This window comes from Escherichia sp. KCJ4928, assembly GCF_004352695.1.
GTDB lineage: Bacteria > Pseudomonadota > Gammaproteobacteria > Enterobacterales > Enterobacteriaceae > ECMA0423.
Genome location: NZ_SJWV01000055.1, coordinates 1 through 24295 on the forward strand (window position 1 = coordinate 1; position 24295 = coordinate 24295).

Genomic DNA, 24295 nt, shown 5'->3' on the forward strand with positions numbered 1-24295 from the left:
AACATTCACATTTTTAACACTTAGTATCAACAGAAACAGTTAGCGTGGTATTAATTAGTTCAATAATTAGTGTATACTTGATTTTGTGATAAGGGTCACGAAACAAAGACCCAGCAAAAAGATTATGTCGAGGTAAAAATCATGAAAATCAAAACCACTGTTGCTGCATTAAGCGTACTTTCTGTTCTCTCTTTCGGTGCATTCGCTGCCGACTCCATTGATGCTGCACAAGCACAAAATCGTGAAGCAATCGGGACCGTATCCGTAAGTGGTGTGGCGTCTTCGCCAATGGATATGCGTGAAATGCTGAACAAAAAAGCGGAAGAGAAAGGCGCAACGGCCTACCAGATTACTGAAGCTCGTAGCGGTGACACCTGGCACGCTACGGCTGAACTGTACAAATAAACCCTCATCGTCTTGTCCGACGATATTGCCCCCGGTTCGGGGGCTTTTTTTTGCGCTAATGACGAACATTAAAACGCAAATGCCCTTCCAGCTCTTCCTCTGCCTCATCAAACAGCAATATTAACGCGCCAAAACGGCGACGCGTTTTCTCTCCCAGATGAACAAATTCAATCTCAAGTGGTAGCGGCAGGACATCGTTCATTAACACATCCCATAGTGAGTCGAGATCGCGTACCTTATCTTTCGCCAGACCAAAGGTTTGGCTAAAGTCACGATAAAAATCCTCCTGACTCTCAATCTCATCAAAATCAAAGGTATAAATATTCATCTGTTGCCACCGTCACGTTTCGCGGCGAGTTCTGCCGTGCATCGCTAAGTATAGCCATGAAAAAACCGACGCTTTTGGCGTCGGTTTTGACTTAACTATCGGTCAACGCATGTTGATACTTATGGAGCATCCCCGCCAGCCGATGAACCGGTTCCGTCACCTGCGGTGGCGCTTGCCAGATGCGTAGCTTTTCCTGGTAGATTTCCAGTTCTTCCAGCAACTGGCCAAAGTACCGACGACGTTTATCATCGCTACGGGCAGATATCACATGGTCTGCTGTGCGGCGCATTTGTCGGTGAAACGCCGATAAATCCTCGTTAACCGGGATCGGCGCATCACGCAGGCGCTGGTGCGCGATAATCATCGTCAGCGCCAGGCGAAATTTCGGCAAATCCCCTGGGAACTTATTCATCAGCAAAAACAGCTGCTGATAAAGTGCCGGGAGGTGGTTCTCTTTACGACGTGCCACATTGGTAGTCATCGCGGAAACAGCGGCAGAAACAAACTGATTAAGCAGTACACGTCCGGTCCTGTCGCGCGATTTATCCCGCACAAGCAAAATAACGGTGAACGCGAGCACACAGCCGACGATTTGCCCTAATGCGCTGTCGAGAAACTGACTGAAATGAAAAGTCATCGGGTTATCCAGCACGATAATATTTATGGTGCTGGCCAGCGCCCCCATCGAGCCCAGTCGCCGTTTCTGTACTTCTATACCGAGGAAAAATCCCAGCACTGCCAGGCTAATACACAGCAGCAACATGCTCTGTTGGGTATTAGGGATAATCACCAAAAAGTAGAGCAGCCCTAACGGCAGCGCGGCCAGCGTCCCGTAGATAAAGTCGATCGCCACCATGCGTGGATTCGGCAAACGCATTGCCAGTGACGTCACTACCGCAATCATCACCATTGCACCACTGCCGGAAGTCCAGCCCGTCCACAGCCAGAAAAGCGTGCCCAGAATGCAGGAAAGTGTGGTTCGCCAGAAGTTAACCATCGCATGATGACGTTCGGCTGACTCTACTTTGACTTCCGGTTCGCCTTGCAGGATCTCTTCTTCGGTGGCGTTGATTTTTGTGTTACTGATAACGCCGCGCTTGAGAAGCTGATAAAGCGTTGCCGCCGCGACCCAGCTATAAATGGTGACAGGCGTTTCCCGTTCCCCGGTCCAGGCGATAACTCTCCGCAGGCGTTTGAGCTGCTTGTGGACGTCCTGCGCGGTTTCTACCGGCGTGTCAAAAAATTCGCGGAAAGTATCAGTGATCAATTCCGGGCGCGTATTCTGAATAAGATAAGTTTCGCAGGATTGGGTAATCAGCGTCAGCGATAGCGTATTGATCGCTTTTAAACGTCGATTGGCCCGCGCCCAGCGGGAAGATTCCATATTCAGGTTGCTGCGCATGCCTTGTAGCGCCGTGGTGCGTCGCACCAGGTCGCCCCAGGCTTTATCGACAACTTCACCATCGCCATGCTTGATACAGAGTTGCATTAATTGATATTGCGCGACCAGCAAACTTTCCAGCTCTCGATCCACTTCTTGTTTGATCGATCGCGGAGAAAAGAGCAAATCCGCCATAATCGCACACACAATACCGATAACGATCTCGCTACAACGTTCGACGGCAAACTGCGGCGTAAGCAATGGTTCCGGCTGAATGGTGATCACAATGATCAGCGCGGTATAACCGGCCAGCCCCCACGCGTACGAGTTTTCTATTCGTACCAGCGAGGATATCCAGGTACAAAAACCGGCCCAGATACAGCACACCAGAATCATCAATAATGGTGCGCGGATCATCGCAATGATGATCACCAGTCCGGCAATACAGCCAATAAATGTGCCGATGATGCGCAAAAAGCCACGATAGCGAATAGCGCCAGAATACGGTTCACCTCCCGCAGCAAAGGCCGGACCGGCGGCAACAATCGCCGCTGTCAGTACCGCCCAGCGTGGCGTTTCCAGCTGGAAGTGAAAGCCAACAAACAGCGCCAGTACAATGGCGGTCGCCAGTTTTACCGCAAAGCGAATATGTTGGTTAGCAATGGAGAAAATACCCATCGTGATTAACCAAACTCACGCAGGCGATGGGCCATTTTACGGAAGAACGAATCCTGGCTTTCGTCGCGATCTTGTTTGCCAGTGACCACCACTGTAGCAGTGGTGCCCGCAGGCCAGATGTTCTCTTGCTGGTTGTCGAGACGAATACGAACCGGAACACGTTGCGCCAAACGCACCCATTCAAGGTTAGAGTCGATGGTCGCCATCCCTTTGTCGTCACGCGTGCTGCTGGCGTTGGTGACCCCAGCGGCAACACTATCAACAGTCCCTTTCAGCACTTTGTTACTGCCAAGCGGCGTGATCTCTGCACGATACCCCGGACGCACCCCTTCCAGCTTAGTTTCTTCCATATAGGCCAGTACATAGAAGGAGTTCTGTTTCACCAGCGCAACCGCCGTTGATCCTCGAGTAATAAACTCACCGGTATAGACGTTGAGGTTGGTCACCCAGCCATCTGCTGGCGCGCGGATCACCGTGCGTTCAAGATCCAGTTTTGCCAGATCGCGGGTCGCCTGCGCTTTCGCTAACTGATGCAGAACCGTTTGTAGTACGTTGTTAGCCTGGTCGATCTCTTCGCGAGACATCGCCTGCACACCGAGACGGTTACGACGTCCGGCCTCCTGGCGTTTCTCCTGTGCCAGTACCTGATAATAAGCAACATCGGCTTGCGCTTCCTCAAGCGCCTTTTGATAGCGCGGCTGGTCGATGGTGAACAGTATCTGTCCTTTTTTCACCAGCTGGTTATCATGAACATTCACCTGGGTAATGAGTCCAGAAACGTCCGGCGCGATCGCAACGACGTCAGCGCTAAAGCGCGCGTCACGCGTCCAGGGGGATTCGGTGTAATAGACCCAGGCATTAAAAATTGCGATGAAGGCCAGAATGACTAATACGACCGTGATGGCCGTACGGGAGAATTTTCTTATTAGTGTTTTCACTTCAACCTCAAACGAACAGTCGCGATATCAAATAAAACAAGCAGCAATAGAGCGCGGTGTTGAACAACGCCGGATGCCAGACAAAGTCGTAGATACCTGTTGGCACAAGTACCCGGCGCACCAGCCAGAAAATCGCCAGTGATAAAAGCAATTCAAAAAATATCGGTGGGAAGGACAGCCCAAACACCACGATAACGGGAAACAGACTCATGTTGACCTTGGTTGTATAGAGAGAGCAGGCGTTATTATTTTCAGCATCTGTCGCCGCAGAGAAGGGCATGGAAAGCCGGGCGAGAGCAACATTGCTGTAGATTGATATTTAATATATTAGCGTAACTGTTATGCTGTTATCTATATTATGTGATCTAAATCACTTTTAAGTCAGAGTGAATAATGGAACGACTAAAACGCATGTCGGTGTTTGCCAAAGTAGTTGAATTTGGCTCTTTTACCGCCGCCGCCAGACAGCTACAGATGAGCGTTTCGTCCATCAGTCAGACGGTGTCAAAACTGGAAGATGAGTTGCAGGTAAAGCTGTTAAACCGTAGCACACGCAGCATTGGCCTGACCGAAGCCGGTAGAATTTACAACCAGGGCTGCCGTCGTATGCTTCATGAAGTGCAGGATGTTCATGAGCAACTGTATGCCTTCAATAACACCCCCATCGGGACGCTACGCATTGGCTGTTCTTCAACTATGGCACAAAATGTTCTCGCCGGGCTGACAGCCAAAATGCTGAAAGAATACCCAGGTTTGAGCGTCAATCTGGTTACCGGAATTCCAGCCCCCGACCTGATTGCCGACGGTCTGGATGTGGTGATCCGCGTCGGCGCGTTGCAGGATTCCAGCCTGTTTTCCCGCCGTCTTGGCGCGATGCCAATGGTGGTGTGCGCCGCGAAAAGCTATCTCACACAATACGGCATACCGGAAAAACCCGCCGATTTAAGTAGCCATTCATGGCTTGAATACAGCGTGCGGCCCGACAATGAATTTGAACTGATTGCACCGGAAGGGATCTCGACTCGCCTGATCCCGCAAGGGAGATTTGTGACTAATGATCCGATGACGCTGGTGCGCTGGCTAACGGCGGGTGCCGGGATCGCCTACGTGCCGCTGATGTGGGTGATCAACGAGATCAATCGCGGTGAGCTGGAGATCCTGCTGCCGCGTTATCAGTCAGATCCACGCCCGGTTTATGCGTTATATACCGAAAAAGATAAGCTGCCGCTGAAGGTACAGGTCGTGATCAACTCGCTGACGGATTATTTTGTTGAGGTCGGTAAATTGTTTCAGGAGATGCACGGGCGCGGGAAAGAGAAGTAATTCATATTGTACTGTTACGTTCTACAAACCTGTGCCAACGGGTTCCCCTCACCCTAACCCCAGAGGAGCGAGGGGACCGTTCGTGCACGTAGAAAGATTAATTATCCTTCTGAAAATAATGAAATTATTACGCAGTACCGCCAACAGTCAGGTTATCAACTTTCAGCGTTGGCTGGCCCACGCCAACCGGCAAACTTTGCCCTTCTTTACCGCAGACACCCACGCCGTTATCCAGTTTCAGGTCGTTGCCAACCATCGAAATCTGCTGCATGGTTTCGATACCGGAACCAATCAACGTCGCGCCTTTCACCGGCTTCGTTACTTTACCGTTTTCAATCAGATACGCTTCTGAAGTGGAGAAAACGAATTTGCCGGATGTAATATCCACCTGACCGCCACCAAAGTTCGGTGCATAGATACCGTACTCAACGGATTCAATAATTTCCTGCGGGGTCGATTTACCCGGCAGCATATAGGTGTTGGTCATACGCGGCATGGGCAGATGGGCGTAGGATTCACGGCGACCGTTGCCAGTCGGCGTCATCCCCATCAAACGCGCGTTGAGTTTATCCTGCATGTAGCCTTTCAGAATGCCGTTCTCAATCAGCATGTTGTACTGGCCTGGCGTACCTTCGTCATCAATCGCCACCGAACCACGGCGATCGACCATCGTGCCGTCATCAACCACGGTACACAGTTCTGAAGCCACCAGCTCCCCGACCTGCCCACTAAATACTGAAGTGCCGCGGCGGTTGAAGTCGCCTTCCAGACCGTGACCTACCGCTTCATGCAACAGCACGCCCGGCCAACCTGCGCCAAGTACTACCGGCATGGTGCCCGCTGGTGCAGCAACGGCAGAAAGATTGACCAGCGCCATACGCACTGCTTCTTTTGCCCATGCATCCGCACGGACTTCGCCGTCAAGATCGGCAAGGAAGAACTCATAACCAAAACGACCGCCGCCGCCACTGGCACCGCGTTCGCGTTTGCCATCTTCTTCGACCAGAACGCTCACGGAAAGACGCACCAGCGGACGAACATCCGCCGCCAGCGTGCCGTCGGTGGCCGCAACCAGAATTAATTCATAAACGCCGCTGAGGCTGGCAGTCACTTCTTGTACGCGCTTGTCCGCTTCGCGGGCAACCTTATCGACGCGACGCAGGATATCCAGCTTCTCTTCACGGCTCATGCTTTGCAGCGGATCTACCGAGGTATACAACGGGCTATGCTCTACCGCGCCCAGCGTCTGTACTTTGCCATCACCACTATCACGGACGATGGTGCGCGCCGCTTGCGCACTCTGTTCCAGCGCCAGCAGGCTGATTTGGTCAGCGTAAGCAAATCCGGTTTTTTCACCACTGATTGCACGCACACCAACGCCCTGATCGATGTTGTAAGAACCATCTTTAATAATGCGGTCTTCTAAAACCCAGGATTCGTGATAGCTCGACTGAAAATAGAGATCGCCATAATCAAGGCGACGTTCGGCCAGTTGACCGAGGATCGCGAACAAGTCCTGATGTTTCAGGCCGTTCGCCGCTAGCAATTGTTCACTTACCAGGTTCAGACTCATCGTTTTTGCTACTCGTTAGTTACTGCAGTAGAGGATTTTTTACGGCTGCCGGATGCGGCGTGAACGCCCTATCCGGCCTACAGTTATGTTCCGGCTCGTTGGCCTTTGGCAACGATTATCATATGAGATTGGGGCAATTACGCGCCCTCGTCAAATCATTGCGCTTTTTCTTTACGCGGTTGGCGCAACACTTCGTTGATTTGCGGATCGTCCAGCGGACCCGAAATGTGATAGCGCAAAATGGAGACTTTGCTCCACAGCGGCCCCAGCACTTTACTGGCTGCAAATACTGCCGCGCCAACAATGGGGTTAACCGCAAAAGCCGCAGCCACGCCCACCGTCGCAGAAATCTCTGGTGCGACAACCGCTTCCATATTCAGGTCGCGACGTACCAGATTTACCGACCCTTTCATGGCGATATCCGCCTCCAGGCCATCCACCAGCGTGTCGTCGGTGTGCATAACCCCGTCTTTAATCCACGCGGTGCTGCGAATGGAGTCAAAATAGAACCCTTCGCCAAAAGTGTCTCTGAAATCAAAACGCAGCTTACGCATCAGGGCATCAACGCTCAATAAGCGCAGCAATTGCCCGGCATGTCCGGTATTGATTTCGGTAATTTCGCCTTTACCCAGTTGAGTATGAATGATGCCATTCAACGTCGCCTCATCTGGTTGCCAGGGTGCTTTGCGCCAGTGTAAATCGTAATCCACATTAAATGACGACTGGCGTATGGGCGTCGTGACACCAAAAAATTCTGCGGCGGCATCAATTTTCTGCCCGCGCAGTTTTCCTTTCAGCGAGGTACGTTCATTCTCCGGATTATTAACCCATTCACCATCGGCAGTAAGCCGCGAGAAACCAGTATCAATCAGTCCATTGGTCAGCGTTAACGTATCGCCAGAAATGGTGATATCACTGTCAATGCGACCGAATTTTTGCCCCCAGAACCAGCACTCTGTGCATCGTATTTGTGCGTCCGGCCAGCCACGGAAGTTAATGCGCTCCGTTGTCGGGAAAGGTGATGACGGCGTTGAATCACCACGAGTTTTCGCCACGCTCGGGTTGTAATAAAGATATTTGATATTCGCCAGCCACGGCGCGTTATTACGCATCGCTAGCGTGGCGTTGATTTCACGCCCTTGCGCCTCAACCAGGGTGCCATTTGCCGTCGGTTGCGAAACAATACTCAGGTTATTCCATTGCTGATTTCCCAGTGACAACATAGGCGTACGTAACGTTATGTGTTGTGGGAAACTCGCTGCACCACCGACACTCTCCGCAGCGCCTTTCTGGAACAGGGCCAGCCACTCGGCACCATTCATCGGCGGCATATTGAGTTCAACGCCACTTTGTTCCGGCAACGGCGGGAGCGTTTTACTGTCTGCCGCCCAAATAGCACGATCGAGCGTCAGCTTTTGACCAAGCAACCAGCGGCTATTGAAATGGTTATCCGCACCAGCCTGTCCGGTTAATTCAAAGCTGTTGAGATTGCCATCAACCTTAACGTTTACCGCTAGTGGTTCACCCGCAGGTTTGGCTAACGGTGAAGGTAAGTGACTACTCACATTATTCAGATCGCCGTTCATCTCTACGTTATAGGTCGCGCCAGCATGATAAGGCAGATCAATGTCCACTTTACCATCCCACGCCACGCTGCCACTCAATGCTTCGTTCACCGCTTCAGGCAGAACGCTGGTTTTCGCCGGTTGCCAGTTACCGTTGAGATTCACCGCAACCTGGTAGGCTTTTGCCCCTTCTTTGGTGGAAAAATCCACGTTCAACGGCTGATTAAACCAGCTTGCTGTCAGTGGTTCACTTTGCAGATCGCCATTGATAAAGCTGAATTTACCGCTCAAATTTTTCAGGGTGCTGTCGAGTGGTTTGATAAACAGACTGTTATTACGCAGCGTCACTTCACCTTTCGCGGTTACCAGTTCGCCGTTCAGCGGGATATCAAGATGTAAGCGAGCATTCACATCGCCGTCGAGCTGGAGTTCTTGCAGGGTCGCACCCAGAGAATCTTTCAGCGGTGTCTCATCAAAGTAAGGGCCAACGGCTTTACCCGGACCTTTAATGTCAGCGTCAATCAGCAGTTTTTCTTTCGAGTAGTCAGGGATCACTGCGGTGAGATTACTCGCGCGCACGCCGCCCAGATTAACGCCATCGGTTTTCATCCATAAACCGTCGTTAATAAAGTCCAGTTCAATATCAAGGTTAGTTAATGCAGGCCAGTCCGGCTGGAAGGCAAACTTCGCGTTGCGCAGCGGCACCAGCACTTCAAACTGACCTTCGTTGTGTTTATAGGGGAAGAGTTGCGGATTGCCACCATAAACCAGCGTCGCGTTATCCGCTTCACCGCCCTGAATCGCGCCACTTAAGTAATCAACCAGGTCTTTACCCATCAAGTTTTCCGGGAAATAGCGCCAGGCTTGTGAACCATCATCGGTACTGATGCCAGCCAGAATACCCAGCCAGGGTTCATCGTTAGCAGGTTGCAGGTAACGAAAACCGCCGCGCGCATGGACGGCTTTGGCTTTAACGTCAATATTACGCCCATCCAGCTGGAAACCTTTGTCATTGTTCAGCCAGCTTATAGTTGCCTGGCCGTCGGCGATTTCCAGTGGCGCACGGAATACCGTTTCGTAAGGCATCTTTGCCTGCTTCATCGACGCGGTAAGCAAACCATTTTCAACGCTGCCGGAAAGCGTCCCGGAGAAGTGTTCCGCACCCGGTAATAATTTCCATTGCTTCCAGGCCAGATCGCTCCACGATGCCTGAAAACGGGTCTTGTCTGCCGCCTGAAGCGGGATATCCAGCGCCAGAGTGTTAATCTTGCCGCTCGGTTGTGTGGAGCGCCAAACATCACCCAGTGCAGGTGAAAGTTTCGCGGCCAGCGGGCGTATGCCCTCCAGGCCTGCCAGCTCCAGATTACTGGCGCGAATCCGGAGTTCGTCACTGCGTTTATTGTCTTTGCCGCCAACGTCCTGTTCCGGTATCCAGGCCAGCGTCAATGCTCCGCTCGGCCAGGGTTTGCCGTCCATCGTGATCCGTGTATCGGGAATAGAGAACTGCCAGCCCGGATTTTCACGCGTAATATGCGCGGTCAGATTATCCACCGACAGCGTATGCGTTTGCTTCTCGCCCAACCAGCTGGCACCGCCCTGTTTCAGCCAGACGTCACCGCCGGTTACATCGCCTTTGTCGATCGTCATCCAGCCTTCAAGGGAGAACTGTGCCGTTTCCAGAGCAATATTGTCCTGCATCCATTTACCGAGCCACGGCTTCAGGTCGATGTCATCCGCCTGTAGCCAGACGCGACCATTGCTTAACAACCCCTCATCATCGCGCAAATCCATGCGCACCTGCATCACGCCGTGCTGTCCGGTAAGGCTGGAGAGGCTTACCAGGCCTTCCGCACGGTGTCGACGTGGATCGTTCAGCCAGGTGAGTTGTGGGATCGCCAGCTCGGCGCGCTGACCGGATGGCGTCAGAAAACTGACTTCACTGTCGCGGAGATCGAAATGGTCAAATTGACGAAGAAACAGATCGCTGATGTGACTGGCTTCCAGACTGTCATCGCTACCACCGCTGGTGATAGGAGTGTTGGTGCGAAAGCGCAGCTGCCAGAAAGTGAGGTCGCGAAACTGCCAGCGCATATGTAACAGGCTCTGCCAGACATCCAGCGCCAGAGTAACGCGTTTAACCGAAAATTCGCCGCCATCTTTTAGTTCTGCACGGATGTCGTGTGCTTCAAGCGTCGGGCCAAAATTCTGCCAGCTGGCTGAGAGCTGACTGGCTTCTACCGGCATGCCAGTCGCGGATTCTATTTTGTTGAGGATTTCCGGACGCCAGGCGTCAAGATGCGGTAAAGCAATACGCAGGCCGCTAACCAGCAGAGCAGCGATCACAACGAGCGCGGCTCCAGTAAGCAGTAAAATCCCCGGCAATCGCCTCACCCGTCACTCCTTGTCTGCTAAAAATGTGACTCAAAAACCCTTTGCCGGATGGCGGCCCAGCATCTGTTTACATCATTACGACGTCAAACTGCTCCTGGTTATAGAGCGGTTCAATTTGTACTTTAACCTGTTTGCCAACGAAAATTTCCACTTCCGCCAGCGAGTGTGACTCTTCGCCTTTCAAGGCTTCAGCTACTGCCGGAGATGCATAGACCAGGAAACGGTCGGAGTCGTAAGCATGGTGGACACGAACAATCTCGCGCATGATTTCATAGCATACCGTTTCCACGGTTTTCACCGTTCCGCGACCGTGGCAGGTTGGGCATTCGTTACACAGTACGTGCTCAATGCTTTCGCGGGTGCGTTTACGCGTCATCTCCACCAGCCCCAGCGCCGAAAAACCATTAACGCTGGTTTTCACCCGGTCTTTGCTCAACGCCTGCTCCAGCGAGTGCAGCACGCGGCGGCGGTGATCTTCATTATTCATATCGATGAAATCAATAATGATAATCCCACCCAGATTACGCAACCGTAACTGGCGAGCGATAGCCTGCGTCGCTTCAATATTGGTATTGAAAATGGTGTCGTCCAGATTGCGATGACCGACAAACGCTCCGGTATTGATGTCCACGGTGGTCATCGCTTCGGTCTGGTCGATAATCAGATAACCACCGGATTTCAGTTCTACTTTGCGTTCCAGCGCTCGCTGGATTTCGTTTTCGACATCAAAGAGATCGAAAATCGGCTGGCGTCCGGTGTAATGCTCCAGCTTGCTGGTCATCTCGGGAATGTACTCCGAGGTAAACTCCAGCAATGCTTCGTAAGTCAGGCGTGAGTCAACGCGAATGCGGTCCAGTTCGGCGTCGGCGAAATCACGCAGAACACGCTGCGCCAGCGCCAGTTCGCCGTACAGCTGATAACGGGTCTGCGGGCGTTTTTTACGCTCCATAACTTTGGTCCAGACGCGTTTCAGATAAGCGGCATCGGAGGCCAGTTCAGCCTCGCCAACCCCTTCCGCTGCGGTACGGATGATAAACCCGCCCTGCTCGTCGCAATACTCTGCGACCACTTTTTTCAGGCGTTCACGTTCTGATTCGCTTTCAATACGTTGGGAAACCCCAACGTGAGAAGCCCCTGGCATAAACACCAGATAGCGAGAAGGCAGCGTGATATCGGTGGTCAGGCGCGCACCTTTAGTGCCAAGCGGATCTTTCACCACCTGCACCATCAGATCTTGCCCCTGACGAACCAGTTCCGAGATGTCGCGCACCGTGAATTGCTTTTGTTCTTCACCCGCCACACATTCGGTGTGCGGCATGATATCGGATGCATGAAGAAACGCGGCTTTATCCAGCCCAATATCTACAAAAGCCGCCTGCATACCCGGAAGTACACGACTTACACGACCCTTGTAGATATTGCCTACTATTCCGCGTCGCGCCTCACGTTCAATATGAATTTCCTGCAGAATACCGCCATCAATATACGCCACTCGCGTTTCCGAAGGCGTTACGTTTACTAACAATTCAGCCGTCATGTTTATCCCTTTTCTCACGCAGTGCGTTAAAATTACTTAATAATTCATACGTTTCAACCAGCGGTAAGCCGACTACGGCGTGATAGCTGCCATTTATCTTCCTGACAAAACAGCCACCCAGCCCCTGAATACCGTATGCACCTGCTTTATCTAACGGTTCACCGCTGGCGACATAGCCCGCGATGTCTTCGTCTGTTAACGTTCTGAAAGTCACATCGGTGACCACCAGGCAATCGAGAATGTGCTGGCTGTCGGCCAACGCCACTGCCGTCATCACCTGATGGGTCTGACCCGATAATTTGCGCAACATCTGCGCCGCATGCTCTGCGTCGCGCGGTTTCTCCAGCACTTCTCCATTCAGGATAACGATAGTATCCGCACCCAGCACCGGGAGATCCTGCGCCGTTTGCGCGACACCCGCCTGTGCTTTCTCGCGCGCCAGACGCACAACATACTGCTGCGCGCTCTCCTGCGGCTGACGCTGCTCCTCAATGCCCGTAACAATACGTTCAAAGGTCACGCCAAGTTGCGCAAGTAACTCCTGACGACGCGGAGAACCGGAAGCTAAATACAGAGAAGTCATAGAAACCTTTATTGCACTGCAAACTGCTGACGGACTTTACGCATCAGCAAGAAAATCCACGGCCAGAGCACCCCATTGACTACACTACTCCAGAACACTTCCGGTCTGAAAGAGACGTTAATCACTAAAAACTCTGCCCAGAAAACAATAATATCCACCACCAGCGAAAGCAACATGACGACCAGCGCCTGCTGCCATAATGCGAGGTTGCGGAAAAGCTGGTATTTCAGCGCCACCAGGTAAGCAATGATGCTCATCGCCAATACGCGTACGCCAAGCGTCGAGCCGCTGATCAGATCCAGTATGGCACCCATCACAAAACCTGTGCCCACATTTACGCGATGAGGCAAGGCCAGGATCCAATACAACAAGATGAGTAACACCCAGTTTGGCCGGAAAACAATCAGGTTATCCGGCCAGGGCATGATTTGCAGCAACAGCGCAATGAGGAAAGAGAGCCAGATTACCCAACGTCCCTGGCTACGATAGCTCGCCACTATTGCCCTCCCGGCGCACGCGCAGGCGGTTGAGCACCACTTTGCGGCGGCGTAGCCCTTTGTGGAGAGCGGTTAGCAGCAGGCTGTGTCGGCGCAGCAGGCGCAGTAGCTGCATTTCCTGTCGTCGGTTGCTGCGGAGTCGGCTGAGCGATCCCCGTTGCCGGTTCAGGTAACTTTGGCCCCATCGCGTCTGGCGAAGGCAATACCTGCGGCATCATCTGCATCAGACGTTCATTAGCAACACGATGCACCTCTTCCGGCGTCATCGGGTTAGCGCCGTTACGATCTGCCCCCCACAGCAGCAGCAGATAACGCAAACGTTGCAGCCCTGCTGTCGGACGCGCCTGAATCACAGTATAAGCGCGCTGGGTATCGAGTTTTACGGAAGAGACAACCGCGACCGGATAGCCTTCCGGGAAACGACCGCCCAGACCGGAAGTCACCAGCACATCACCAACACGAATATCCGTATTCGCTGGTAGATGCTCAAGCTGCAAATCATCCGTACAACCGTTACCGGCTGCAATTACGCGGATATCGTTGCGCAGCACCTGGATTGGCAGCGCGTGGGTCGCATCACAAATCAGCAGCACGCGACTGGTCAGTTTAGCGACGGCCACCACCTGACCAACAACACCTTTGTCGCTGATGACCGGCTGGCCTTCATAAACGCCATTAACGCTACCTTTATCGATAACAACTTGATCGCTATAAGGATCGTTAACCGTGGAGATAACCTGAGTCACCATTTTCTGCTCATCCTGACGCAGCGGGGAACCCAGCAACTCGCGCAGACGCGCGTTCTCCTGTTTGTATTGTCCAAGCATCAGCAGTTCACTGTTTTTCAGCAACAGTTCCTGACGTAACGCCCGGTTTTCAAGTTCTAGTTGGTCACGCGAGGCCAGCGTCTGCGATACGCCATCCAGCAATTCACGAGGAGCATTGGAAACAAAGTAGAAAGGACTGACGGCGGTATCCATATAAGTACGGATTTGACTGAACGTCCCCAGGCGGCTGTCGGCAATAATAATGCCGAGCGCCACCAGCACCGCCAGAATAAGGCGAATCTGTAGCGACGGGCCACGGCTAAAAATTGGCTTCATAAGTTATGCGTATTCTCGTATCAGACCAGGCAGGGTAAACAGACATTTCCCCTGCCTGCATCCGATTACTCTTCGCTGAACAGGTCGCCGCCGTGCATGTCGATCATTTCCAGCGCTTTGCCGCCACCGCGCGCCACACAGGTCAGCGGGTCTTCAGCAACAACGACTGGAATGCCGGTTTCTTCCATTAACAAACGGTCAAGGTTACGCAGCAGTGCGCCACCACCGGTGAGCACCATGCCGCGCTCGGAGATGTCGGAAGCCAGTTCCGGCGGGCACTGTTCCAGTGCAACCATTACCGCGCTCACAATACCGGTCAGCGGTTCCTGCAGTGCTTCGAGGATTTCGTTGGAGTTCAGGGTAAAACCGCGTGGAACACCTTCTGCCAGGTTACGGCCACGAACTTCGATTTCACGGACTTCATCGCCCGGGTAAGCCGAACCGATTTCGTGCTTGATACGTTCTGCGGTGGCTTCACCGATCAGAGAACCGTAATTACGACGCACATAGTTGATGATAGCTTCGTCGAAACGATCACCACCAATGCGCACGGAAGAGGAGTAAACCACGCCGTTCAAGGAGATAACAGCAACTTCAGTAGTACCACCACCGATATCAACCACCATAGAACCGGTCGCTTCAGAAACCGGCAGGCCAGCACCAATTGCGGCAGCCATCGGTTCTTCAATCAGGAAGACTTCACGGGCACCAGCGCCCTGCGCGGATTCACGAATTGCGCGGCGTTCAACCTGGGTCGCGCCAACCGGTACACAAACCAGAACGCGCGGGCTTGGACGCATAAAGCTGTTGCTGTGCACTTGTTTGATGAAGTGCTGGAGCATTTTTTCAGTCACGAAGAAGTCGGCGATAACGCCGTCTTTCATTGGGCGAATGGCAGCAATATTGCCCGGCGTACGGCCCAGCATCTGCTTCGCGTCATGACCTACTGCAGCTACGCTTTTCGGTGAACCGGCACGATCCTGACGAATGGCCACCACGGAAGGCTCATTCAATACGATGCCTTGTCCTTTTACATAAATGAGGGTATTCGCAGTACCCAGGTCAATGGACAAGTCATTGGAAAACATGCCACGAAATTTTTTCAACATACTAAGGGATAATCCTGAAAGCTGGGGCGGAAAAGAAAATCCGCTTACTTTACCAACCACACGCAGCAGCGACAAGGCGCAAAAATCATCTGCTACGGTGAAAATTAGTGCAGTTCGTTTCCTTTGTTACAAATCTCTGCCTGAGTCCAGAAAGGCTTAATGCATCAGCAGCATTCCTCGCCTGTTTGCAACCGCGTAAGGTCATTCATCTGCATATGTGCTGCAACAATCTGGCGAGCAGACAAGCACACTCCCATGAGACGCAGCGCGCGTTATTCTACGTGAAAACAGATTAAACGGCAGGTTAAACCGAGTATCTTTGTGAATATTTTTTCACGTTAGTATCAAGTGGCTGTGAGGACGCGAAAAAATCCCCTTGCCCGCCTGTAACACCGCGCTGAATCAGGGTCTGCCACTCGCTTCGCGAACGCACACCGGTGGCGTAAACTTGGGTGCTGGTCCCGGAGCAGGCTTCCACCAGGCTTTGAACCAGCAGCTGGTTCTCCGTTCGCTTCTCAATGTTTCTGACCAGCCCCGGATGGAGCTTGAGTAACTCAACATTAAGTTCTTTGATCCAACTGGTGCTTACCAGCGTCAAACCAGCCTGGTTGACGGCTACCCGTACCCCTAAAGCATTCACTAAACGAATAACAGGTTGTAAACGACTGATATGTTGACCTACATCGGCCTCTGCAAGTTCAATAATTATGCGTTTTCGTTGTGATTTTTCACATTGCATTAACGTATCGCGCAGCCAACGCTGAAAACGCGGGCGAATCAGCGACTCAACGGTAACCTGAATCGCCAGATTTTCCTCTGGCCAGTAACGCAATAGTGGAATAAGACGGCTGATTTGCAGACGGTCATACTCTTCCGATAAGCCAAACTGCAAGACCATCGGCATATACTCCGCCGAGCTAACCTCTTCATTACCATCGAAGATGCGGCACATGAGTTCGCGATGATGAACCTGACCTTCGCGAGTAACCGCCGGTTTTTGATAAAGGCGCGGGCCGCCGCGACTGAGCATTTGCTCGATAAGCGTACGCCAGCGAACATTACCGCGTCCTTTTTCAGGCAACGAGTCATCGTAAATAGCCCAGCTATTGCCGCCCTGCAATCCCGCATTACGCGTGGCAGACTCTGCATGTTCCATTACCTGCTCGGTATCCTGACCACTACGCCAGGCGCAGATACCAATGTGGATCATATCGTCGCGATCGAGCATTTTATTGTTCGGCAAGGTATCGACGGCTTTGATTAACTGACCGGCGATGCTCTCTGCCTCTTTTAACGTCCGGTGCGGTAACAGCGCAGCAAAATCACTGCGGTGGTAACGCGCCAGCAGTGCGCCAGGGTAGCGCATCATAAATGTCGACAGCAGATTCGTCAGAGTGAAGAACTGTTCTTCAACCTGGCTGTGCCCCCAAGTATCGCTCAACATATTGAAATCCGGCAGACGAATCATCATCACGATCCCGTGGGTACCTACTTTCTCCTGATCTTCCAGTAACGTTGCTAACTGATTATCGAAAAAGAGTCGGTTATTGAGGCCGGTTTTCACGTCCTGGGCGGCATAAGAGCGGATCAGCGTATCAAGACGGCTGTGTTGTTCGCGTGCGTTCTGAATTTCACGAAGCAGCGTATCTAGCGCACTGCTGGTTCTGGGCGGCCATTCATAGATGGTTCCCAACACATTAGAGCCACGCTCACCGTTTAAGATACGAGTAGCCCGGGTTTCCAGCAATTCTTGCCCGGCAAGTTGCCGTTGTAACCAGCGTACCGCCAGGAAGAGCATAACAATGATAAAGCCAATCGCCCCCGTGAGCGGCGCGGTAGTCATTAAAGAATGGAAATAGTTGCCCATCGGATCCTGATAAACCAGACGCAGCGACATCCCCGGATGCTTTATCAACGGAACACTCAGTTCGCGAAACAGATCGCTGGAGCCAACCGGACGATAACTACCATTTCTGGCCAGGGTATAAACCTGTTTATCACCATGGAGCAGGTCTACACGAACGATATCTGCCGACATCATTAATTCGGTAATTTGTGGCCTTAATGTGCTGAAGTCATTCGACACAAGGTGGGTATCAATCGCCGTCGCCACCGCCTGAACGCGATGACTAAACTTATACTGAATTGCGTTGTAGAAACTTAGCGAACAGCCCAGCAAAGTCACAAAAATTGTTAACCCGGTGAGCAGCGTAACAAAGGCCGAAAATTTCGTCGTTAATCTCATCCTTGTGTTAACTCCGATAGTGAGGAAGCGGGCATACTAGCAAATCAGATTTATCTCGCAATTTATTGCGCTTCATCGGCTTTGCTTTTCCATTAGCGAGTATAGTCTTCAGAAATTATTTTCCAATCCATCATGCACATGAGGACCACTTATGCAGGCGTTACTTTTAGAACAGCAGGACGGCAAAACTCTCGCATCGGTACAGACACTTGACGAAAGTCGCCTGCCGGAGGGCGATGTCACGGTTGATGTTCACTGGTCGAGCCTGAACTATAAAGATGCGCTGGCGATTACCGGTAAGGGAAAAATCATCCGTAATTTTCCGATGATTCCTGGGATCGATTTTGCCGGAACTGTACGCACCAGCGAAGATCCGCGTTTTCATGCCGGTCAGGAGGTGTTACTCACTGGCTGGGGCGTTGGTGAAAACCACTGGGGTGGGCTGGCGGAGCAGGCGCGAGTGAAAGGTGACTGGCTGGTTGCCATGCCGCAAGGGCTGGACGCGCGTAAAGCAATGATTATCGGTACTGCCGGTTTTACCGCCATGCTGTGTGTGATGGCGCTGGAAGATGCCGGTGTTCGCCCGCAGGACGGGGAGATTGTCGTGACGGGTGCCAGTGGTGGCGTCGGCAGTACCGCCGTGGCGCTGCTGCATAAGTTGGGTTATCAGGTCGTTGCCGTTTCCGGTCGCGAAAGTACCCATGAATACCTGAAAAGTTTAGGTGCCAGTCGTATTCTCCCTCGTGATGAGTTTGCCGAATCCCGTCCTCTGGAAAAACAAGTCTGGGCTGGGGCAATTGACACTGTTGGCGACAAAGTGCTGGCAAAAGTGCTGGCGCAAATGAATTACGGCGGCTGCGTGGCGGCCTGTGGTCTGGCGGGTGGTTTTACTCTGCCAACCACGGTCATGCCATTTATTCTGCGTAATGTCCGTTTGCAAGGGGTGGATTCAGTAATGACGCCACCAGAACGCCGCGCACAAGCCTGGCAGCGACTGGTCGCCGATTTACCGGAATCATTCTATACCCAGGCGGCAAAAGAGATATCTCTGTCAGAGGCACCGAACTTTGCCGAGGCCATCATTAATAACCAGATCCAGGGTCGCACGCTGGTGAAGGTTAACTAACCATTTAGCAAGGAATAATAAGAGAGGGAACTCATTTTGACATCATTATTCAATCGGTTAACGGGAAAAGCGGTTAGCCGGACAGCTTTCGTCGAACACCTTGGTCAGGAAGTTGTACAACATCATCCAAACTGGAAAGTCATGATTTCGACTGACCACAAATTGATGCGCATTGATACTCCTCTAAACAGCCATTATTGATATGCCTCCGTCGCCTGTTAGGTTTATGGTGCTTTGCCTGGGCGACACTACGCTTAACCTATTACTGATTTCTGGTCCCATGGGGTGAATAATCTGATTTTATTTGACTACAAATTAACCACTCGAACCTATTTAATGCTGAGAATTGTCAGTCGGTTGATTTTGCGTGCTTTAGCATTCACATCTATCCAGACGATGCAGTGAAAATTGGGTAATCCCCAGCAACCGCTGCGTAATGTCGTCTATCTTGTCGCGATCCTGGCATCCCTACATTATTTGTGGTCTGTGAAGATTATCTCATTGCAGCCCCTCATCTTCGCAGGGCTGGCTTTACAGCTTTTCACCTTACGTTATAAGAAGTTCCGTCGATGATGGCGCTAATTTCGTGAATTGTGCGGCTTGTTGCAAATTACACGGTGTTGAAGGTTATTTACATGTTAGCTGTTGATTATCTTCCCTGATAAGACCAGTATTTAGCTGCCAATTGCTACGAAATCGTTATAATGTGCGACCTCGTCCTCCCTGACACAGTTTTTGCGCTGCGGAAAAGGTGACATTGGCGCAACGAAGGTATATTTTGTTTTTTGCCGGAGGATAGCAGCAGATCGCTGCACAATGTCCGTCAAGTCTAACATTGACACTCTGGGGCAAAATAGACCGGCGTCCCGGCCTGCTGGAATTTATCGCTATGCATACAGCTGTCGGGGCATACGCTTTACAGACGGCGGTGAAACGCCTGTCACAATCACACTAAACAAAGAGTACGGAACCCACTCATGGATATTCGTAAGATTAAAAAACTGATCGAGCTGGTTGAAGAATCAGGCATCTCCGAACTGGAAATCTCCGAAGGCGAAGAGTCAGTACGCATCAGCCGTGCAGCTCCTGCCGCAAGTTTCCCTGTGATGCAACAAGCTTACGCTGCACCAATGATGCAGCAGCCAGCTCAATCTAACGCAGCCGCTCCGGCGACCGTTCCTTCCATGGAAGCGCCAGCAGCAGCGGAAATCAGTGGTCACATCGTACGCTCCCCGATGGTTGGTACTTTCTACCGCACCCCAAGCCCGGACGCAAAAGCGTTCATCGAAGTGGGTCAGAAAGTCAACGTGGGCGATACCCTGTGCATCGTTGAAGCCATGAAAATGATGAACCAGATCGAAGCGGACAAATCCGGTACCGTGAAAGCAATTCTGGTCGAAAGTGGACAACCGGTAGAATTTGACGAGCCGCTGGTCGTCATCGAGTAACGAGGCGAACATGCTGGATAAAATTGTTATTGCCAACCGCGGCGAGATTGCATTGCGTATTCTTCGTGCCTGTAAAGAACTGGGCATCAAGACTGTCGCTGTGCACTCCAGCGCGGATCGCGATCTAAAACACGTATTACTGGCAGATGAAACGGTCTGTATTGGCCCTGCTCCGTCAGTAAAAAGTTATCTGAACATCCCGGCAATCATAAGCGCCGCTGAAATCACCGGCGCAGTAGCAATCCATCCGGGTTACGGCTTCCTCTCCGAGAACGCCAACTTTGCCGAGCAGGTTGAACGCTCCGGCTTTATCTTCATTGGCCCGAAAGCAGACACTATTCGCCTGATGGGTGACAAAGTGTCGGCAATCGCGGCGATGAAAAAAGCGGGCGTTCCTTGCGTACCAGGTTCTGACGGCCCGCTGGGCGACGATATGGATAAAAACCGTGCCATTGCTAAACGCATAGGTTATCCGGTGATTATCAAAGCCTCCGGCGGCGGCGGCGGTCGTGGTATGCGTGTAGTGCGCGGCGACGCTGAACTGGCACAATCCATCTCCATGACCCGTGCGGAAGCGAAAGCCGCATTCAATAACGATATGGTTTACATGGAGAAATACCTGGAAAATCCTCGCCACGTCGAGATTCAGGTACTGGCTGACGGTCAGGGCAACGCTATCTATCTGGCGGAACGTGACTGCTCCATGCAGCGCCGCCACCAGAAAGTGGTCGAAGAAGCACCAGCACCGGGCATTACCCCGGAACTGCGTCGCTACATCGGCGAACGTTGCGCTAAAGCGTGTGTTGATATCGGCTATCGCGGTGCAGGTACTTTCGAGTTCCTGTTCGAAAACGGCGAGTTCTATTTCATCGAAATGAACACCCGTATTCAGGTAGAACACCCGGTTACAGAAATGATCACCGGCGTTGACCTGATCAAAGAACAGCTGCGTATCGCTGCCGGTCAACCGCTGTCGATCAAGCAAGAAGAAGTTCACGTTCGCGGCCATGCGGTGGAATGTCGTATCAACGCCGAAGATCCGAACACCTTCCTGCCAAGCCCAGGCAAAATCACCCGTTTCCACGCACCTGGCGGTTTTGGAGTGCGTTGGGAGTCTCATATCTACGCGGGCTACACCGTACCGCCGTACTATGACTCAATGATCGGTAAGCTGATTTGCTACGGTGAAAACCGTGACGTGGCGATTGCCCGCATGAAGAATGCGCTGCAGGAGCTGATCATCGACGGTATCAAAACCAACGTTGATCTGCAGATCCGCATCATGAATGACGAGAACTTCCAGCATGGTGGCACTAACATCCACTATCTGGAGAAAAAACTCGGTCTTCAGGAAAAATAAGACTGCAAAAGCGTCAAAAGGCCGGATTTTCCGGCCTTTTTTATTACTGGGGATCGACAACCCCCATAAGGTACAATCCTCGCTTTCTTCACCCATCAGGGACAAAAAATGGACACTCGTTTTGTTCAGGCCCATAAAGAGGCGCGCTGGGCGCTGGGGCTGACCCTTTTGTATCTGGCGGTATGGTTAGTAGCCGCTTACTTACCTGGCGTTGCCCCCGGTTTTACCGGCTTTCCGCGCTGGTTTGAGATGGCCTGCATCCTGACGCCGCTGCTGTTTATTGGACTGTGCTGGGCGATGGTGAAATTTATCTATCGCGATATCCCACTGGAGGATGACGATGCAGCTTGAAGTAATTCTACCGCTGGTCGCCTATCTGGTGGTGGTGTTCGGTATCTCGGTTTATGCGATGCGTAAACGGAGCACCGGCACCTTCCTTAATGAGTATTTCCTCGGCAGCCGCTCTATGGGCGGTATTGTGCTGGCGATGACGCTCACCGCGACCTATATCAGTGCCAGTTCGTTTATCGGCGGGCCAGGAGCTGCTTATAAATACGGGCTGGGCTGGGTATTGCTGGCGATGATTCAGCTTCCTGCAGTCTGGCTTTCACTCGGTATTCTCGGCAAGAAGTTTGCGATTCTTGCGCGCCGCTACAATGCAGTGACGCTGAACGATATGCTGTTTGCCCGCTACCAGAGTCGTCTTCTGGTGTGGCTGGCGAGTTTGAGTTTGCTGGTTGCGTTCGTTGGTGCGATGACCGTGCAGTTTATCGGCGGTGCGCGCCTGCTGGAAACCGCGGCGGGTATTCCTTATGAAACCGGGCTGCTGATTTTTGGTATCAGCATTGCGTTATATACCGCCTTTGGTGGCTTTCGCGCCAGCGTGCTGAACGACACCATGCAAGGGCTTGTGATGCTGATTGGCACCGTTGTGCTGCTTATTGGCGTGGTACATGCCGCTGGCGGCTTAAGCAACGCAGTACAGACCTTGCAAACCATCGATCCGCAACTGGTTACGCCACAAGGCGCTGACGATATTCTGTCGCCTGCCTTTATGACGTCGTTCTGGGTACTGGTGTGCTTTGGCGTGATTGGCCTGCCGCATACTGCGGTGCGCTGTATCTCTTATAAAGACAGCAAAGCAGTACACCGGGGGATCATCATCGGTACGATTGTAGTCGCAATCCTGATGTTCGGTATGCACCTGGCCGGAGCGTTAGGTCGTGCAGTGATCCCCGATCTCACCGTACCGGATCTGGTGATCCCGACGTTAATGGTAAAAGTGCTGCCACCGTTTGCTGCCGGAATCTTCCTGGCTGCACCTATGGCTGCGATCATGTCGACGATCAATGCCCAGTTGCTGCAAAGTTCCGCTACGATCATTAAAGATCTCTATCTGAATATCCGTCCGGATCAAATGCAAAACGAGACGCGTCTGAAGCGGATGTCGGCGGTAATTACGTTAGTTCTCGGCGCGTTGCTGCTGCTTGCCGCCTGGAAGCCGCCAGAAATGATCATCTGGCTGAATTTGCTGGCCTTCGGTGGGCTGGAAGCCGTTTTCCTGTGGCCGCTGGTGCTGGGTCTTTACTGGGAACGCGCCAACGCCAAAGGCGCGCTAAGTGCGATGATCGTTGGCGGCGTGCTGTATGCCGTACTCGCGACGCTGAATATTCAGTACCTGGGCTTCCACCCTATCGTGCCCTCGTTACTACTAAGTTTGCTGGCTTTCCTGGTCGGAAACCGTTTCGGTACATCCGTCCCGCAAGCTACCGTTTTGACTACTGATAAATAAAGAGTTTTGCCATGCCTTGGATCCAACTGAAACTGAACACCACCGGCGCGAACGCGGAAGATCTTAGCGATGCGCTGATGGAAGCGGGTGCCGTTTCTATCACTTTTCAGGATACCCACGATACGCCAGTATTTGAGCCGCTGCCGGGCGAAACGCGCCTGTGGGGCGACACCGATGTGATTGGTCTGTTCGACGCTGAAACCGATATGAACGACGTGGTGGCGATTCTGGAAAACCATCCGCTGCTCGGCGCAGGCTTCGCGCATAAAATCGAACAACTAGAAGATAAAGACTGGGAGCGCGAATGGATGGATAATTTCCACCCGATGCGCTTTGGTGAACGACTGTGGATCTGCCCTAGCTGGCGTGATGTGCCGGACGAAAACGCCGTCAACGTGATGTTAGATCCAGGGCTGGCGTTTGGTACGGGTACCCATCCAACCACCTCTCTGTGCCTGCAATGGCTCGACAGCCTCGATTTAACCGGTAAAACAGTCATCGACTTTGGCTGTGGTTCCGGCATTCTGGCGATCGCGGCGCTGAAACTGGGTGCAGCAAAAGCCATTGGTATTGATATCGATCCGCAGGCGATTCAGGCCAGCCGCGACAACGCCGAACGTAATGGCGTTTCTGACCGTCTGGAACTCTACTTACCGAAAGATCAGCCAGAAGAAATGAAAGCCGACGTGGTGGTCGCTAACATCCTTGCAGGCCCATTACGTGAACTGGCACCGTTAATCAGCGTCCTGCCGGTTTCAGGCGGTTTGCTGGGCCTTTCCGGTATTCTGGCAAGCCAGGCAGAGAGCGTTTGTGAAGCTTATGCCGATAGCTTCGCACTGGACCCGGTCGTGGAAAAAGAAGAGTGGTGCCGTATTACCGGTCGTAAGAATTAACCTTCGCATCGCCGTAGGGT

At 52.3% G+C, this 24295-nt stretch carries 20 protein-coding genes; 8 read left to right on the top strand and 12 right to left on the bottom strand.

Translation table 11 applies throughout. The features are described from left to right. Positions 1-141: 141 nt before the first annotated feature. Positions 142-405, top strand: a complete 264-nt coding sequence (yhcN, locus tag E0D98_RS10660; protein ID WP_000695690.1) for a peroxide/acid stress response protein YhcN — start codon at positions 142-144, stop codon at positions 403-405. Positions 406-460: 55 nt separating this feature from the next. On the opposite strand, the gene E0D98_RS10665 is transcribed toward yhcN, so the two are convergent. The 4 genes from E0D98_RS10665 to aaeX form a co-directional block, all read right to left on the bottom strand. Further along, a complete protein-coding gene (locus tag E0D98_RS10665; protein ID WP_001029013.1) occupies positions 461-733 on the bottom strand; it encodes a barstar family protein in 273 nt (90 codons plus the stop codon). 91 nt (positions 734-824) lie between these two features. Further along, positions 825-2792: a p-hydroxybenzoic acid efflux pump subunit AaeB gene (aaeB, locus tag E0D98_RS10670; protein ID WP_050877057.1), complete on the bottom strand. Its 1968-nt coding sequence runs from the start codon at positions 2790-2792 to the stop codon at positions 825-827. A gap of 5 nt (positions 2793-2797) precedes the next feature. Continuing rightward, on the bottom strand, positions 2798-3730 hold the full coding sequence (gene aaeA, locus E0D98_RS10675; RefSeq protein ID WP_000854021.1) for a p-hydroxybenzoic acid efflux pump subunit AaeA: 933 nt from the start codon (positions 3728-3730) through the stop codon (positions 2798-2800). 7 nt (positions 3731-3737) lie between these two features. Further along, a complete protein-coding gene (gene aaeX / locus E0D98_RS10680; RefSeq protein ID WP_000051841.1) occupies positions 3738-3941 on the bottom strand; it encodes a p-hydroxybenzoic acid efflux pump operon protein AaeX in 204 nt (67 codons plus the stop codon). Positions 3942-4123: 182 nt separating this feature from the next. Between aaeX and aaeR the strand changes: the two genes are divergently transcribed. After that, positions 4124-5053 carry an HTH-type transcriptional activator AaeR gene (aaeR, locus tag E0D98_RS10685; RefSeq protein ID WP_050877058.1) on the top strand — a complete coding sequence of 310 codons (930 nt, stop codon included), beginning with the start codon at positions 4124-4126 and terminating at the stop codon, positions 5051-5053. 127 nt (positions 5054-5180) lie between these two features. Here aaeR and tldD read toward each other — a convergent pair whose 3' ends face one another. The 8 genes from tldD to csrD all read right to left on the bottom strand — a co-directional run bounded on the left by tldD (position 5181) and on the right by csrD (position 17656). After that, a complete protein-coding gene (gene tldD, locus E0D98_RS10690) occupies positions 5181-6626 on the bottom strand; it encodes a metalloprotease TldD (RefSeq protein ID WP_047086779.1) in 1446 nt (481 codons plus the stop codon). 155 nt (positions 6627-6781) lie between these two features. After that, a complete protein-coding gene (gene yhdP, locus E0D98_RS10695) occupies positions 6782-10582 on the bottom strand; it encodes an AsmA2 domain-containing protein YhdP (RefSeq protein WP_001253602.1) in 3801 nt (1266 codons plus the stop codon). 67 nt (positions 10583-10649) lie between these two features. Further along, a complete protein-coding gene (gene rng, locus E0D98_RS10700; RefSeq protein ID WP_000123197.1) occupies positions 10650-12119 on the bottom strand; it encodes a ribonuclease G in 1470 nt (489 codons plus the stop codon). Further along, positions 12109-12702, bottom strand: a complete 594-nt coding sequence (yhdE, locus tag E0D98_RS10705; RefSeq protein WP_000203096.1) for a nucleoside triphosphate pyrophosphatase YhdE — start codon at positions 12700-12702, stop codon at positions 12109-12111. Before yhdE ends, rng begins: the two co-directional genes overlap by 11 nt. Positions 12703-12710: 8 nt before the next feature. Next, complete coding sequence (gene mreD, locus E0D98_RS10710) at positions 12711-13199, bottom strand: rod shape-determining protein MreD (RefSeq protein ID WP_000179409.1); 489 nt, start codon at positions 13197-13199, stop codon at positions 12711-12713. Then, on the bottom strand, positions 13199-14302 hold the full coding sequence (gene mreC / locus E0D98_RS10715; RefSeq protein WP_000802516.1) for a rod shape-determining protein MreC: 1104 nt from the start codon (positions 14300-14302) through the stop codon (positions 13199-13201). Before mreC ends, mreD begins: the two co-directional genes overlap by 1 nt. 65 nt (positions 14303-14367) lie before the next feature. Further along, positions 14368-15411 (bottom strand): rod shape-determining protein MreB, encoded by a 1044-nt coding sequence (mreB, locus tag E0D98_RS10720; RefSeq protein WP_000913396.1) that lies wholly within the window; start codon positions 15409-15411, stop codon positions 14368-14370. A gap of 304 nt (positions 15412-15715) precedes the next feature. Further along, positions 15716-17656, bottom strand: a complete 1941-nt coding sequence (gene csrD / locus E0D98_RS10730) for an RNase E specificity factor CsrD (protein ID WP_001241436.1) — start codon at positions 17654-17656, stop codon at positions 15716-15718. Between the two features lie 151 nt (positions 17657-17807). On the opposite strand from csrD, the gene E0D98_RS10735 reads away from it, so the two are divergent. From E0D98_RS10735 to prmA, 6 genes are all read left to right on the top strand, one after another. Beyond that, positions 17808-18782, top strand: a complete 975-nt coding sequence (locus E0D98_RS10735; RefSeq protein WP_001148478.1) for an MDR family oxidoreductase — start codon at positions 17808-17810, stop codon at positions 18780-18782. Positions 18783-19759: 977 nt separating this feature from the next. Continuing rightward, positions 19760-20230 carry an acetyl-CoA carboxylase biotin carboxyl carrier protein gene (gene accB / locus E0D98_RS10740; RefSeq protein WP_000354622.1) on the top strand — a complete coding sequence of 157 codons (471 nt, stop codon included), beginning with the start codon at positions 19760-19762 and terminating at the stop codon, positions 20228-20230. Positions 20231-20240: 10 nt separating this feature from the next. Continuing rightward, the gene (gene accC, locus E0D98_RS10745; protein WP_000884620.1) at positions 20241-21590 is read left to right on the top strand and encodes an acetyl-CoA carboxylase biotin carboxylase subunit; all 1350 of its coding nucleotides are present in this window, start codon (positions 20241-20243) and stop codon (positions 21588-21590) included. A gap of 108 nt (positions 21591-21698) precedes the next feature. Continuing rightward, positions 21699-21941 (top strand): YhdT family protein, encoded by a 243-nt coding sequence (locus E0D98_RS10750; RefSeq protein WP_000381170.1) that lies wholly within the window; start codon positions 21699-21701, stop codon positions 21939-21941. Continuing rightward, the gene (gene panF / locus E0D98_RS10755) at positions 21931-23382 is read left to right on the top strand and encodes a sodium/pantothenate symporter (RefSeq protein WP_001175728.1); all 1452 of its coding nucleotides are present in this window, start codon (positions 21931-21933) and stop codon (positions 23380-23382) included. The genes E0D98_RS10750 and panF overlap by 11 nt, the downstream gene beginning before the upstream one ends. An 11-nt stretch (positions 23383-23393) precedes the next feature. Beyond that, the gene (gene prmA / locus E0D98_RS10760) at positions 23394-24275 is read left to right on the top strand and encodes a 50S ribosomal protein L11 methyltransferase (RefSeq protein WP_001145827.1); all 882 of its coding nucleotides are present in this window, start codon (positions 23394-23396) and stop codon (positions 24273-24275) included. Positions 24276-24295: the final 20 nt, after the last annotated feature.

Bases quoted from the DNA above. Each gene is read 5' to 3' on its own strand.
- panF (WP_001175728.1), top strand. From the start codon at position 21,931: ATGCAGCTTGAAGTAATTCTACCGCTGGTCGCCTATCTGGTGGTGGTG.
- E0D98_RS10735 (WP_001148478.1), top strand. From the start codon at position 17,808: ATGCAGGCGTTACTTTTAGAACAGCAGGACGGCAAAACTCTCGCATCG.
- yhdE (WP_000203096.1), bottom strand. From the start codon at position 12,702: ATGACTTCTCTGTATTTAGCTTCCGGTTCTCCGCGTCGTCAGGAGTTA.
- aaeB (WP_050877057.1), bottom strand. From the start codon at position 2,792: ATGGGTATTTTCTCCATTGCTAACCAACATATTCGCTTTGCGGTAAAA.
- csrD (WP_001241436.1), bottom strand. From the start codon at position 17,656: ATGAGATTAACGACGAAATTTTCGGCCTTTGTTACGCTGCTCACCGGG.
- aaeX (WP_000051841.1), bottom strand. From the start codon at position 3,941: ATGAGTCTGTTTCCCGTTATCGTGGTGTTTGGGCTGTCCTTCCCACCG.
- prmA (WP_001145827.1), top strand. From the start codon at position 23,394: ATGCCTTGGATCCAACTGAAACTGAACACCACCGGCGCGAACGCGGAA.
- accB (WP_000354622.1), top strand. From the start codon at position 19,760: ATGGATATTCGTAAGATTAAAAAACTGATCGAGCTGGTTGAAGAATCA.
- mreB (WP_000913396.1), bottom strand. From the start codon at position 15,411: ATGTTGAAAAAATTTCGTGGCATGTTTTCCAATGACTTGTCCATTGAC.
- yhcN (WP_000695690.1), top strand. From the start codon at position 142: ATGAAAATCAAAACCACTGTTGCTGCATTAAGCGTACTTTCTGTTCTC.
- aaeR (WP_050877058.1), top strand. From the start codon at position 4,124: ATGGAACGACTAAAACGCATGTCGGTGTTTGCCAAAGTAGTTGAATTT.
- rng (WP_000123197.1), bottom strand. From the start codon at position 12,119: ATGACGGCTGAATTGTTAGTAAACGTAACGCCTTCGGAAACGCGAGTG.
- E0D98_RS10750 (WP_000381170.1), top strand. From the start codon at position 21,699: ATGGACACTCGTTTTGTTCAGGCCCATAAAGAGGCGCGCTGGGCGCTG.
- accC (WP_000884620.1), top strand. From the start codon at position 20,241: ATGCTGGATAAAATTGTTATTGCCAACCGCGGCGAGATTGCATTGCGT.
- tldD (WP_047086779.1), bottom strand. From the start codon at position 6,626: ATGAGTCTGAACCTGGTAAGTGAACAATTGCTAGCGGCGAACGGCCTG.
- E0D98_RS10665 (WP_001029013.1), bottom strand. From the start codon at position 733: ATGAATATTTATACCTTTGATTTTGATGAGATTGAGAGTCAGGAGGAT.
- mreC (WP_000802516.1), bottom strand. From the start codon at position 14,302: ATGAAGCCAATTTTTAGCCGTGGCCCGTCGCTACAGATTCGCCTTATT.